A 14075-nucleotide genomic window follows, 5' to 3' on the forward strand; every position below is an offset into this window, starting at 1 on the left:
TTAACTTTCACAACTATTTGATATTCAGCATGCGAAACGATATTGCCTTATTTTCAGAATTGTGCGAAACACTTTTTCAAAATGAAAAGGAAGTGCCTGTTGCAGAACCTATACCCACATCAGAATTATATGATAGATTAGACCTTTCTCTTAATGCCGAAGGTTGCATTGACAACGATTTAAAAGCAACCCTCAAAGCGATTATTAAGAGTACTCCAAAAACAGCTTCACGGTCATTTTTTAATCAGTTGTTTGGTGGAAGAATCGGAAAAGCAACTCTTGGAGATTTGTTAGCAGTGATGTTCAATAATAGCATGTACACTTATAAAGTCGCCGGTCCTCAAGTTGGCATTGAAAAGCAAGTCATTCAAAACATTTGTGCTTTAGCTGGATATCATGAGGAAAGTGATGGCACATTTGCACCTGGTGGTTCTATGAGTAATATGATGGCAATGATCATGGCAAGAGATGCAAAAAATGAAGATATTAGAGCTGAAGGTCTTACGCCTAAAATGACACTCTATACCTCATCAGCTTCGCATTACTCTATCTCCAAAAACGCAGCGCTTACCGGTTTAGGCAGAAATCAAGTGAGATTGGTCGATACAAATTCTAAGGGCGAAATGCTAGCCGAACATTTAGATGAACTCATCCAAAATGATATAAGTAATGGTTACACACCATTTTTTGTGAATGCCACTGCTGGAACAACGGTTCTTGGCGCTTTTGATGACGTAGAATCCATAAGTAAGGTATGCAAGAGGTATGGTCTTTGGTTACATGTTGATGGTGCCTATTGCGGCGGGGTTATTTTCAGTAGAAATTATAAACACCTTCTAAGCAATCTGCAACTTTCAGATTCCTTTAGTGTAAATGCCCATAAGATGCTTGGCACACCTTTGAGTTGTTCAATAATTGTGACGCAGCACAAAGCTCAGTTGCATCATTCCTTTTCTAACGAAGCCGATTATCTCTATCAAACCGATGGTGATGATTTCAATTTAGGAAAAACTTCAATGCAATGCGGTCGTCGTAATGATGCCTTAAAAATTTGGACTCTTTGGAAATCAGTTGGAACTCTAGGTTTAGAAAAAATCGTAGATAAGCAATTTGAAATGGCTCAGATTGCACGAGATTATATAAAAAACAACAAGGATTATACACTCTACAGTTTTGATGATTCTATCTCTGTATGTTTTAATTACAAGGATATTCCGGCGAAGGATTTATGCACAGCTTTGTATGAGCATTCGAAGCTTATGGTTGGATTTGGATCCTTCAATAATGACGAATTTGTAAGGATGGTGACCATCAATTCAGTTCTAGAAAAAGAAGATGTGTTAGCCTTTTTTGAAACCCTCGAAACCTTTGTTGCAGAGAAAATGTTAAAAATTTCTGCTACTTAACCTAAAATTAGCGGCTTCAATGAAAATTTATTTTATTTTAGCATACGCATTCCGAGAATAATTTATGGTACAACAAGTTACAAGCGGAATTAAGATATCCGTTGAAACCAATTTTGAAGGTACATTTTATAAGAATTATAAAGTGCATTTTGCCTTTGGTTATAAAGTAACTATTGAGAACCAAAGCAAAGATTCTGTTCAGCTGAATTCTCGTCATTGGAAAATTCTCGATGCGCTGAATAACGAAGAAATCATTGAAGGTGAAGGTGTTATTGGCAAAAAACCTGTTTTGAAGCCAGGAGAATCTCACACTTACAATTCAGGGTGTTTGCTAACCTCACCTTTCGGAGCCATGCAAGGGCATTACAATATGGTCAACTTTACCAAGGCGAGTAAATTTAAAGTATATATTCCTTCTTTCAAGCTTAGTGCACCCTTTGCGCTGAATTAAAATTCTATTCGAAGTTTTTTAAGTAATCAAATCGGAAGACCTTCGAGTGCTGTTCAATATTTATAAATGAACAATTCGAATAATGTACAAACCGATAATCAAAACTCATATCGAAGCGCTCGTCATTCACTTTAAAAACTGCATCACAATCAATATGGCCATAAGGTGAAATTCGCCTAAAACGGTATTCGGTACGTTCATTGAGATCGTACAATTCAAACCATGCTCCTGCTGCTATGCCACTTAACCATTGGGCATGCTCTGCTTTTACGTCATTGTGCTTTGGTTCTAATGTACCTATCAAACTTGGATTATAGGCTTTCAAGGTATCTAAAAAGAGGCGTCTATTTTCTTTACTGACTGTAGAATTGAACTCTGAAATTTCGCCTTTCTCAGAAACCAAATACACAAAATCTTCGGTATCGGCGATAACCACATTACCAATTGTACTAGGCGTAAACCACTTGGAGCGTTCGAGTGCTCTTTTGATTTTTGAATCCGTAACCGATGCGATTAGAGTATCTGTAACAAATCGAGCACAATTACATGCTATTTTTATAAAGGCCGCATAGCGAATAAATCCTTGTGCTTGCATGGCGTCGATGTGTGTTCGGGCTAATTGATAGTCTACCGCATTACAAACCGAAGCATATAAATTCCCATCACCATGAGTGAGTTTAGGATGCGTAGCTAAAAATTCTAAGATCTCTTCTAGATTGATGATTGTATCATTTTCAATTTTCGCCTTTAGCGGAAAGTCTAATTCAAAATCAGTCTCTTTGCCTCTAACCCGTCCATTAGGTTCAGATGTAATGTATCTTCCGAAGTCATGATACTCTAATTCGCCCGTACCTTTATTAATTAAAACTAAGGCCGCATGGCCAGCTCTAACATGCTTTTTGCTTCCAATAAAAGCATATCTTAAAAACTTCGAATACCATTCATCGGCATGCGAAACTATAGTTTCAGGATAAGCTAAGGTTAGAATAAAGGCGTCATTCTTAGGCATTGTGGTACTGGATAATTTCAAGTGGCAACTTACAAAAAAATATTGGTGATAGTTTCACACAACTATAACGTTTGAAGGCTTCAATATTTCATAAATATTGTACCTTTGCACTTCAAAATTCAAACCAAAAAAATAATCAAATTATGGGAAAAGGATTCTTTAATGTGCCAATCGCTGTTAACGAGCCGGTAAAGTCTTATGCACCCGGAACACCTGAGCGTGACGAGGTATTAGAAGCCTACAAATCGATGTTCAATAGCAAAGTTGAAGTGCCTTTATATATCAATGGTAAAGATGTTAAAACGGGTAATACCAGAACCATGTCTCCACCACATGATCATCAGCACATTGTTGGTGAATATCATTTGGCTGAACAGTCGCATGTTGAAGAAGCCATTGCCACTGCACTCGAAGCTCGTAAAACATGGTCTCAATTACCTTGGGAGCATCGTGCAGGTATTTTCCTTAAAGCTGCTGAATTGATCGCCGGTCCTTATCGTGCAAAGATTAATGCAGCTACCATGATTGCGCAGTCTAAAACCATTCATCAGGCTGAAATTGATGCAGCTTGTGAGTTTATAGATTTCTTGCGTTTTAATGTGCAGTTTATGACGGACATTTACATGGAGCAACCAGAAAGTACAAGCGACGCCTGGAACCGTGTAGAATATAGACCGCTAGAAGGATTCACTTATGCTGTAACGCCTTTCAACTTTACGGCTATTTCTGGAAACCTTCCGGCGTGTATGGCCTTAATGGGTAATGTAGTTGTTTGGAAACCAAGTGACAGTCAGATCTATTCGGCCAAAGTGATCATGGATGTATTTAAAGAAGCTGGCGTTCCTGATGGCGTGATCAATGTGGTTTTTGGTGATCCTGTGATGATCACGAATACGGTATTGGCTAGTCCTGATTTTTCAGGATTACATTTTACAGGTTCAACCTTTATATTTAAAGAACTCTGGAAGCAAATCGGAACCAACATCCATAACTATAAAACATATCCAAGAATTGTTGGTGAAACTGGTGGTAAGGATTTCATTATTGCACATAAATCAGCAAATGCAAAGCAAGTAGCAACAGCTATTTCTCGTGGTGCATTTGAGTTTCAAGGACAAAAGTGTAGTGCCGCTTCAAGAGCTTACATACCAAAAGGCATCTGGTCTGAGGTGAAGCAATTTGTATTGGATGATATTGCCTCGTTTAAAATGGGTTCACCAGAAGACATGAGTAATTTCATTACAGCTGTTATTCATGAAGGTTCATTCGATAAATTAGCAAGCTACATCGATGCGGCTAAGGCTGATGCTGATGCTGAGATCATTGCTGGTGGCGGTTACGACAAATCAAAAGGTTACTTTATTGAACCAACGGTCATAGTTACTTCTAATCCGAAGTACACGACCATGTGCACTGAGCTATTTGGTCCTGTGATCACGATATATATCTATGAAGACGAGGCGTATTCTGAAACCTTAAAATTAGTAGATGAAACTAGTGAATACGCTTTAACTGGCGCTGTTATTGCAACGGAGCGATATGCCATTGATGAAGCGACCAAAGCATTACAAAATTCAGCTGGAAACTTCTACATTAATGATAAGCCAACTGGTGCTGTTGTTGGACAACAACCATTTGGTGGTGCCAGAGCATCTGGAACAAACGACAAAGCAGGTAGCGCCCAAAACTTATTGCGTTGGGTATCGCCACGACTTATTAAAGAAACGTTTGTAACACCTACGGATTACAGATATCCGTTTTTGGGTTAGAATCATAATAAACTGAAATACAAATCCTTAGAAGTCATTTACTTTTAAGGATTTTTTTTGCTTTTTATAGAAATAGCACGAAAAAAATTCGATTACCTTCTTAATCTTCGTATCTTTTTAGTCTATTAACGAAAATTGGATCATATGAAAAAATTCTACGCTTTAATCTTATTGATTTTACCATCGCTTTTAATTGCGCAAACTGCTTTTACCTCTGGAATAACGCCAGATTTATCGGCTTATGGTGAAACTACGAACTATCCAGGTGAAGGAGAGTACCAAATGTTTTTGAGTGCTGACAATATCCTCGACAAACCAATCATTTTTGTTGATGGATTTGATCCTGGAGACACTAGAGATATAGCAAGTCTTTATGCTTCACTGAGCTTTACTGGGACCTCAGGAACCCAAAATCTTGCTGATTTAGTGAGAGCACAAGGGTTTGATGTGATCATCCTCAACTTTCCTGTATACGAACGTGCGGCCGACATGGCCACTATCGATGGTGGTGCAGATTTTATAGAGCGCAATGCCATGTTATTAGTTGAGTTATTAGACATTGTCAATACAATGAAAGCAACAAATAGCCCAGAGCAAAATGTAATTATTGGTCCAAGTATGGGTGGACTTATTTCAAGATATGCACTTAATTATATGGAATCTAATATGATCGATCCAGATACGCGATTATACATTTCATTCGATTCGCCACATCTTGGAGCGAATGTCCCGATTGGACTTCAACATCAATTGAACTATTTGGCCTTCAATGACACCAATCCGGTGCCAGAAGTTCAACCTTTAATTGACAGCTTTTTAAATTCACCAGCAGCAAGACAGCTATTGATCGATCATTTTGAACCACATTTACTAGGAGGTAGTATGGTTGATTTCGATCCGTCGCTTACCCTGCCAATGCCACATCCGTTCAGAACTACATTTGAAACCAATATCAATTCATTTACGCCAGATGGTTTCCCTCAGAATGTTAGAAATGTTGCTATTATTAATGGTAGCGGTATAGGCAGTCCTTATTTTGCGGCTGACGGAGTTACACCGATCACCAACGGATTCACGGTTGTAGATGTTACACTTCCGGTTGAAGTTGATACCCCATTTGGTCCATTAACCATCGACATTGAAATTGACATCAACTTTACACCAGCTGCCGGAACACCTGTTCAGGTAAGTCGTTTCTTTGCGCCAATTCCTGTTTTCCCAGATGTTGAATCTATCGCGAACTCAGGAACTGTGAATTTCGACGGTGTAGATGCTGCACCAGGTGGATTGTTTGATCTTTCAGGTCTAACTGGCGACCTCAGTGGCGGTGGCGGAATTGCTGAAGATTTCTTGAATGCACTTCAAATAGATAAATTTAACTTTATACCGTCCGTAAGTGCACTAGCTTTAGAAATTACCCCCGAAGCTTCAGGAGATAGTGTCGACTGGTTTCATACAATTGCGCTTTCTGGGCGTGCTACAACTAACAACACACCTTTCGATAATACCTTTTTACCAGACGATAATGAAGGCCATGTGGAGTTAACAGAAGCTAATGTGAATTTTGCCTTAACTGAAATTTTAAACCCACCTTTAAGTACTTCAGATGAAAATACTATAGCTTTTCAACTTGAAAAAAATCCAATCAGCAAAGAACTTGTATTACTTTCAAGTACAGAAACAAATGCCAACATAAATATTGTTGATCTAACGGGTAAAACGGTATTTAATACTGAAGTATCTTTAGAGAGTAGAACAACGATTCCCGTGAATTTAGCATCAGGATTCTATATTTTGAACATTACTACGGATAACAATTCCGCATTCACAACTAAATTTCTAGCTAACTAAAAGTTGCTGATAAAGATGAGAAAAGCACTTCGGAAGAGGTGCTTTTTTATTTGTATTTCATTGGAAGGTAAATGACTTTTTTGGTATCGAAAAAGTCTTCTTCAAAATAATCTGAAAGTAAATACGCTTTAACCGTCGTATACTGTTGAAGTTCTTCGGTTAAATCTCCACCTTTTAAATAAAGAATGCCATTTTTTAGGGCATTTTTTTGTTTTCTGGAAACCTTGCCTTTCACCCATTTGGTAAATTCAGGCATTGCAGTTACAGCTCTACTCACAATAAAATCGTAGGTTTCATCAATAGCTTCTACTCTACTATGAGTGGTTCTTACGTTTGTAAGTCCGATCGACTCAGCCACGGCATTGATGACCTTCAATTTTTTGTTGATGCTATCAACCAAATGAAATTGGCAGTTCGGAAATAAAATAGCTAGCGGAATTCCGGGGAAACCACCACCCGTTCCCACGTCTAAAATTGAAGAATCGTCGGCAAATTGAATCACCTTTGCAATACCCAATGAGTGCAAAACATGCCTCAGGTATAATTCATCAATATCCTTACGAGATACTACGTTGATCTTTGCATTCCAGTCTTTATACAAAGGCTCAAGAGCTTCAAACTGACTGATCTGAGTCTCTGTGAGGTCTGGGAAATATTTCAGAATTAAATCCATCAAATTAGCTTTTTGCAAAAGTACATTTTTTTCATAGGTATAAATTAACGTTAATCACTTAATGCTACATTTTAATTATTACTATCTTTGACAAACTAATCTGAATTAAATCTCCTAATATTAAAGCTTAAAATTAGATTACATGGCACAACAAACCCTATCCTTTTCAAGAGCCGATTCAGCCAAATTTTTTAGGACATTAAACAAACGCGTAAACAACTACTTTAGAGAAAACAATATTAAGCGCACAGGAAACTGGCAACTGTGGGTAAAAACAATTGTGATGTTTGGTATTTTCCTAACACCATACTTCTTATTATTAACTTTAGATATGCCAACTTGGGCTCAAATATTACTTACAGTAGTAATGGGCGTTGGAATGGCAGGCGTTGGGATGAACGTAATGCACGATGGAAATCACGGTTCATTTTCAAACAAAGAATGGGTTAACCGCATTATGGGAAGTAGCATTTATATACTTGCCGGAAATGTATACAACTGGAAAGTACAGCATAATGTGTTACATCATACCTATACAAACATACATGGGCACGATGAAGATCTAGAAGCAGGACGAATTTTGCGCTTTTCTAAACATTCAAAATGGCGTAAACATCACAGATTTCAGCACTATTATTCTATTTTCTTATATGGATTATTAACGATTAACTGGGCAATTACGACAGATTTCTTGCAGATGAAACGCTATATGAAGCGTAAATTATCTTATGGCAAATTCCCTAATCCAATAGTGAATTGGAGTAAGTTGGTCATCTCAAAATTAGTGTACTTATCGATGTGGATCATACTACCAATCCTTTTAACAGACTTAGCTTGGTATGAAGTTCTAATCGGGTTTTTAATTATGCATTATGTGGCTGGTTTAATTCTGAGCGTCGTATTTCAGTTAGCACATGTTATGGACGAAGCAGAAATGCATTTACCAGAAAAAGACGGAACCATGAAAAACACCTGGGCCATTCACCAGTTAAAAACAACTGTAAATTTTGGTGCAAAGAATTGGTTAGTTAATTGGTATACTGGTGGTTTAAATCATCAGGTTGAACATCATATTTTTCCACATATTAGTCATATTCATTACGGCAAAATTGCTAAAATTGTAAAAGAAACAGCTAAGGAATTTAATTTGCCTTATAAAGAATATAAAACTACAAGAAAAGCAATAGCTGCGCATTTCAGATTTTTAAGAGAAATGGGTATGCGACCAGCAATGCAAGCATAATACTATTACTAAATCATGAACCAACTTTCAGATAGAATTAATAATCTATCGACATCAGCCACTCTTGCTATGGCTGCAAAAGCCAGAGAACTAAGAGCAGAAGGAAAAGACATTATTGGATTAAGCTTGGGCGAGCCCGATTTTAATACGCCCGACTTCGTGAAAGACGCAGCTATCCAGGCAGTCAATGATAACTACAATAGTTATACACCAGTTGACGGTTATGGCGAACTCAAGGACGCCATTATCACAAAGTTTAAGCGCGATAATAATTTAGATTATACACGTACTCAAATTGTTGTATCTACTGGCGCCAAGCAAGCCCTATTCAATATTGCCTCAGTGATGTTGAATCCTGGAGACGAAGTTATTTTACCTTGTCCGTATTGGGTAAGCTATAGTGATATTGTTAAGCTTCAAGAAGGCGTTCCTGTTGAAGTAAAGACAGATATTAAGAACGACTTCAAAATGACAGCCGACCAGTTAAGAGCTGCCATTACACCAAAAACCAAAATGATCTGGTATAGTTCTCCTTGTAATCCAAGTGGTTCGGTTTATAGTAAAGCTGAATTAAGAGCGCTTGCCGATGTTTTACAAGACCACCCGAATATTTATGTGGTGTCAGATGAGATCTACGAGCATATCAATTTTATTGGTGGGCATTACAGCATGGCTAATTTTGAAGACATGTACAACAGAACCATCACAGTGAATGGTGTCTCTAAGGCTTTTGCTATGACGGGTTGGCGAATTGGTTATATCGGTGCGCCTGAAACCATCGCTAGAGCCTGTAATAAAATTCAGGGGCAAGTTACTAGCGGTGCTAATTGTATTGCACAGCGCGCTGTGATTTCTGCTTTAGAAGCTGATCCTTCTCGCATTCAATACATGGTTGATGAATTTAAAGAACGCCGTAAACTTATACTTGGTTTACTCGATGACATTGACGGTTTCATAACTAATGAGCCGGAAGGTGCTTTTTATGTATTCCCGAATGTATCGGCTTACTTCGGAAAAACGATCAAAGGTAAAACCATAAATAATGCTTCGGATATGGCCATGTTCTTATTAGAGGCAGCCAATGTAGCAACCGTTACCGGTGAAGCTTTTGGTAACCCTAACTGTATAAGAATTTCTTATGCAGCTTCTCAGGAACAGATTATAGAAGCTATTAGAAGGATAAAAACTGCTTTGGGGTAAAGTTTAATTAAAAAAAAAGCTACAACATCCATCCTATGTTATAGCTTTTCATCACGATGCCAAAAGCATCCAAACCAAATTATATGTTTTATCCTAATAGGATAATAATTCTATAATGCCATCGCTAGAGAAAATAAAGGCATAAACTAATCCTAAAAACAAAATTGCAGTTACGATAATGACTTTAGTCATTCTTGTTTTATGCTCCTCTTGCAAGCGCTTGGCTATGGCACTAAGCTCTTTCGTTGAGGCTTTAGGCAGATTATATTCCTGCTTAGCTTTTGGATCATATCCACCCAGCCTATTCTTTAATTTTTTGCGTTTCGATAATTGGTTCAAATTATTCTTAACGCTTACCATCATTGAACTTCCTGTCATGACTTCAAAATTTTTAAGTGATAATTGAAAAATAAAATCCTTAGCAACACAATTTTTACGTTGCGAATCCTATAAAAGACACTTGTTGAAGTACCAGTTAAAAGTTCAGAAAATTTAGCCTTTCGGTTTAGAAAATTGCGATCAAGGCTATGGCAAATACAGACAATTTTAAAATTGCAGCTGTATGGTTGATTCGATTGAATTGTGAAGATTTGATGCGTTGACGTATTCCAAATACAGATTTTGTGTTAGACGCACTATAATTTTGCTTCACAATTGTTTTGTAATTAGAATTCAACAGGCCGTTGGTTGTATAACAAGATACCGCAGCGGGTTCTGGTACTGATTCTAATTCTTGGTTTAATACTAATTCCATGATTGATATTTTTAATTGGTTACGCAAATATGACGCAGCAGTTAAAAAAATGTTACACGCTGTGTTGCAACTATAGCGTACGTTTGAGGGTGTTGACCTTCAAAAATATCAGTAAAAATATAGGCTGGCTCAATTTTAAAAATTTTCAAAAAAAATTTAAAAAAAGTGTTTTATTGTCCTTTTCCGAACACAAAATTGAGCCCAAATTGAAGTGACAGACTCTGCGCTTTTGCCAAATTTTGATACTCTAAAACGTTATCGGCTAATACATAGAGGTTTAAAGGACCAATATCCGTTGAAACACCCAAACCGACATTAGTAAACGAAAACGAATCAATAGTGTATGTTGCTTTAAATTGTAAACCTTTAAATACCCTACGGTAATAAAAAGCAGTTAAAGCTAATTGTGGTGCCCTTGGTCTTCTTATAGCAAATAGCTGCGCACCCACTGCATTAAGGTAACCACCATCTTCGGCATAGCAATTACAGTCTTTAGATATTTTCTTTCCGAAGCGATAACGCACAGCAGCATTCAATTTTGTCGGGCGCCAAGTGGTATATTTAGTCGCGGTAGAATCAATATCGAAAAGTTCTTCAAAATTATCAGCGATATCATTCCAGTAATCTTCCGCGGTCTGACCCGTCGGAACTTCAGGGAATAAAGGGTTAATCCCTTCATAAACATAAGTGCCTTTCACCCTGTAGGTTTCAATATCTTTTGCATGACGAACAAATCCGACGTCTAATAAACTACCTTCAATGGTCCACTGATCTGAAGGTTGATACGTAAAACCAAAATCTAATCCCAATCCAAGGTTCCCGCCAAATAGCAACCTTTTTCGCAGCGTTTTAATATCATTTGAAATATCTGAGTTGCTATCTTCCGTAAGGCTTGCAATTCCGGACGAGTTGAAGGTAAAATCGATATTGAAGGTATGGATGAGCAGGTTATTTTGTCCTTCTTCTGTAATAAAGGAACCTCGGTTGTCTGTGGAAGTTACATTAAAAACACTTGAGTAGATCTTTCCTCTGGCACCAAGAGTTAACTTATCATTCATTTTTTTCGTAATACCAACGTGTAACACAGAAAGTACTTCGCCAGTAAAATTAAGATCACTCACGTCGAATACTCTACCGATATTAGTTGCATTTCCTTCAAAAGCTAAAACAGCATAATCTTTAGGATGATAGGCAATGGCATCGGTCTCTAAATACATTCCGAATGATAAGTAGCGATCTTTCTCTATACCACTTCCAAAGGCAAATCCACCCGAAAAAATATCAACTTGTTGCGTTGCCATGAAAAAGTCGTTATTATCTAATTGAAAAATAACCTGCCTTAGTTTATCACTAAAATCCCTGCCATCATCGGCAAAAAGGTCGAAGGCACTTATACCTGACGAACCAAAGCCTAAATGAATGTGTGATATTAAGGGTAAGCCGACAAACAATTCGTTATCTGGTGTTGTACTTGGATTTATTAATACAGATTGTGGTATATCGTTGAAGCCAAATAACAATTGTTTATTTTGAGCAAAGGTTACAAACCCAAATAGCATAAGGACTATGACGATTACCCTTTTGCTCATATCTAAGCACTTAGGTTTAGATAAAATAGACCTTTCGATTTGAGTATAATCCGACCTGTAGAATTCTCATTAAGTGTTGAACCGTCAGAACTAGGAAGGAGTCTCAAAGTAATCACAAGTTTGGTGGTCTGCTTAAGTGCTTCAAGGCGTTCATTTTCATAAACTTCTGTAACCATAGTGATCACTTCATTTGAGCCATTTGAAGGTAAAGCTTCAAAAGTAAAGACATCTAACAAGGTATCTGATTCATCTAGGAACTCAACATCTAATTCAAAACTGCGATCAATGGAATTCGTGACTTCAAAAACTAAATCGGTCCGCACTAAATTATCAATTACGAATTGCTCTGTGAATATTTCAATATTAGCAATAGAATCGCGCACCGTTTCAATTTCAGTACCATTTTCAGAAAAGCGAGATGCCTCAACATCTGTATAAACAACACTAGCTGCTACAATGGGAGTTAGAGTTAAATTTTCTGCTTGGTTAAAATCTACATCTTTTACGCAAGACGTGCAGGTTAAGATTAATATGAAGAAACAGACAATATAGTTTAACTTACTGTTTAGCATGAATTTGGGTGTTATTACATGCTAAGGTAACGTATTAAATCAAAAACATATTGTTGGCTATCTATTTCTCCAGAAGAAAGGTGTTAGTAATATTAGTACCGTAAAGAGTTCTAAACGTCCTAATAACATCATAAATGACGCCCACCATTTGCCTAGCGCAGGAAGCGCCGCATAATTATTTACTGGTCCGAAATCACCAAGAGCTGGACCCACATTTCCTAAGCTAGAGGCCGAAAGCCCAATAGCCGAGGTAAAGTCTATTTGAAACATTGAAAATACCAGCGCACCAATAATAAAAGAAAGCATATACAGTATGAAGAATCCTAAGACATTGAATACAATATCTTTTGACACCGATTTTGTATTATACCGCACTGGTAGAATTGCATTTGGGTGAAGGGAACGCTTAAATTCTAGAAAACCATTTTTGATGAGAATAAGATGTCGTACCACTTTTACACCACCAGACGTACTTCCGGCAGAACCTCCTAAAAACATTAACCCGAAAAAGAATACGGTTAAAAAGGGTGTCCACATGGTGTAATCGGCAGTAACAAATCCTGTGGTGGTAACAATAGCTAATACCTGAAATAAGCCATGTCTAATGGAGCTTTCACCTTCTCCAAGTACCATAGGATGATCTACAGACGATTGTGAAACATCAGCTCTAAAATAAATAAGAAGTGCAGCAACTATAGTAAACGCAAGTATGAACCTGAAATACAGTTTGAATTCATCATCCTTCACGATCTTGGTAACATTACCCTTGAACAGGTAGTAGCTGAGAACAAAATTTGTACCTGCCAAAAACATGAAGAAAATAATTATATACTGTACCGCCGGATTATCATTCCAGTGCGCGATACTAGCGTTTTTGGTCGAAAATCCTCCAGTTGAAAGCGTACTCAAGGCATGGTTAATGGCATCAAAAAAAGACATCCCTGCCACTTGAAGTAAAATCGTTTCGGCAACTGTATATCCGAAGTAAATAAGCCACAAGCGCTTGGCAGTATCTGTTATTCTGGGGTGTAATTTATCACCGCCAGGACCAGGAGCTTCAGCCGCAAAGAGCTGCATTCCTCCAACGCCTAGTAATGGTAGAATGGCAATGGCCAGTACTATAATTCCCATACCTCCAATCCAATGGGTCATACTTCGCCAAAAAAGGACGCCTTCGGGTAGAATTTCTATATCATTGAGAATACTTGCACCTGTTGTGGTATAGCCAGACATGGTCTCAAAAAAGGCTTCTGTAAATGATGGAATGGCTTCAGTAGCGATATACGGTAGTGTTCCTGTAAGTGACATCACAATCCAGCCAAAAGCCACAACAATATAGCCTTCGCGCTTATTCATTTCCTTACGGTGATTTCTCGTAGCATACATGGCTACTCCACCCATCAGTAAGGTTGCCAAACTGGCTAGAAACATATTTATAGTTACACCGTCTTGATAGATCAAACTCATCAAGGTTGCCAATAACATAAAGCCGCCATTAAATAGCAGTAGCAGTCCAAAAAAATGGAAAATGATTTTATAATTAAGATGCATTCGCGCC

The 14075-nt window shown here is 37.7% G+C and carries 13 protein-coding genes; 6 read left to right on the forward strand and 7 right to left on the reverse strand.

Translation table 11 applies throughout. The features are described from left to right. Window positions 1-29: 29 nt before the first annotated feature. Window positions 30-1406 (forward strand): pyridoxal phosphate-dependent decarboxylase family protein, encoded by a 1377-nt coding sequence (locus tag DDY94_RS00570; protein ID WP_111682084.1) that lies wholly within the window; start codon window positions 30-32, stop codon window positions 1404-1406. Between the two features lie 64 nt (window positions 1407-1470). Beyond that, complete coding sequence (gene apaG, locus DDY94_RS00575) at window positions 1471-1857, forward strand: Co2+/Mg2+ efflux protein ApaG (RefSeq protein ID WP_111682085.1); 387 nt, start codon at window positions 1471-1473, stop codon at window positions 1855-1857. A gap of 4 nt (window positions 1858-1861) precedes the next feature. Here apaG and DDY94_RS00580 read toward each other — a convergent pair whose 3' ends face one another. After that, the gene (locus tag DDY94_RS00580) at window positions 1862-2866 is read right to left on the reverse strand and encodes a DUF6695 family protein (protein WP_111682086.1); all 1005 of its coding nucleotides are present in this window, start codon (window positions 2864-2866) and stop codon (window positions 1862-1864) included. A 143-nt stretch (window positions 2867-3009) separates the two neighbouring features. Between DDY94_RS00580 and pruA the strand changes: the two genes are divergently transcribed. Both pruA and DDY94_RS00590 read left to right on the forward strand, forming a co-directional pair. Beyond that, on the forward strand, window positions 3010-4635 hold the full coding sequence (gene pruA, locus DDY94_RS00585) for an L-glutamate gamma-semialdehyde dehydrogenase (RefSeq protein ID WP_111682087.1): 1626 nt from the start codon (window positions 3010-3012) through the stop codon (window positions 4633-4635). A gap of 144 nt (window positions 4636-4779) precedes the next feature. Beyond that, the gene (locus tag DDY94_RS00590; RefSeq protein WP_111682088.1) at window positions 4780-6486 is read left to right on the forward strand and encodes a T9SS type A sorting domain-containing protein; all 1707 of its coding nucleotides are present in this window, start codon (window positions 4780-4782) and stop codon (window positions 6484-6486) included. A gap of 46 nt (window positions 6487-6532) precedes the next feature. Here the strand turns inward: DDY94_RS00590 and rsmG are convergent, their stop codons facing one another. Beyond that, window positions 6533-7159, reverse strand: coding sequence for a 16S rRNA (guanine(527)-N(7))-methyltransferase RsmG (gene rsmG, locus DDY94_RS00595; protein WP_111682089.1), 627 nt, complete (start codon window positions 7157-7159; stop codon window positions 6533-6535). A gap of 142 nt (window positions 7160-7301) precedes the next feature. Here rsmG and DDY94_RS00600 point away from each other — a divergent pair, with 142 nt between their 5' ends. Further along, window positions 7302-8402, forward strand: coding sequence for a fatty acid desaturase family protein (locus DDY94_RS00600; RefSeq protein WP_111682090.1), 1101 nt, complete (start codon window positions 7302-7304; stop codon window positions 8400-8402). 15 nt (window positions 8403-8417) lie between these two features. Further along, window positions 8418-9602 (forward strand): pyridoxal phosphate-dependent aminotransferase, encoded by a 1185-nt coding sequence (locus DDY94_RS00605; protein ID WP_198658892.1) that lies wholly within the window; start codon window positions 8418-8420, stop codon window positions 9600-9602. Window positions 9603-9695: 93 nt separating this feature from the next. Here DDY94_RS00605 and DDY94_RS00610 read toward each other — a convergent pair whose 3' ends face one another. The 5 genes from DDY94_RS00610 to DDY94_RS00630 all read right to left on the reverse strand — a co-directional run bounded on the left by DDY94_RS00610 (window position 9696) and on the right by DDY94_RS00630 (window position 14068). Then, a complete protein-coding gene (locus DDY94_RS00610; RefSeq protein ID WP_111682092.1) occupies window positions 9696-9980 on the reverse strand; it encodes a hypothetical protein in 285 nt (94 codons plus the stop codon). A 127-nt stretch (window positions 9981-10107) separates the two neighbouring features. Next, a complete protein-coding gene (locus DDY94_RS00615) occupies window positions 10108-10356 on the reverse strand; it encodes a hypothetical protein (protein ID WP_111682093.1) in 249 nt (82 codons plus the stop codon). Between the two features lie 170 nt (window positions 10357-10526). Then, window positions 10527-11945, reverse strand: coding sequence for a DUF5723 family protein (locus tag DDY94_RS00620; RefSeq protein ID WP_111682094.1), 1419 nt, complete (start codon window positions 11943-11945; stop codon window positions 10527-10529). 2 nt (window positions 11946-11947) lie between these two features. Next, entirely contained in the window at window positions 11948-12517 is a 570-nt protein-coding gene (locus tag DDY94_RS00625; protein WP_111682095.1) for a hypothetical protein, read from the reverse strand. A gap of 57 nt (window positions 12518-12574) precedes the next feature. After that, the gene (locus DDY94_RS00630; protein WP_111682495.1) at window positions 12575-14068 is read right to left on the reverse strand and encodes a TrkH family potassium uptake protein; all 1494 of its coding nucleotides are present in this window, start codon (window positions 14066-14068) and stop codon (window positions 12575-12577) included. Between the last annotated feature and the right edge of the window lie 7 nt (window positions 14069-14075).

The organism is Winogradskyella tangerina (genome assembly GCF_003260205.1).
GTDB lineage: Bacteria > Bacteroidota > Bacteroidia > Flavobacteriales > Flavobacteriaceae > Winogradskyella > Winogradskyella tangerina.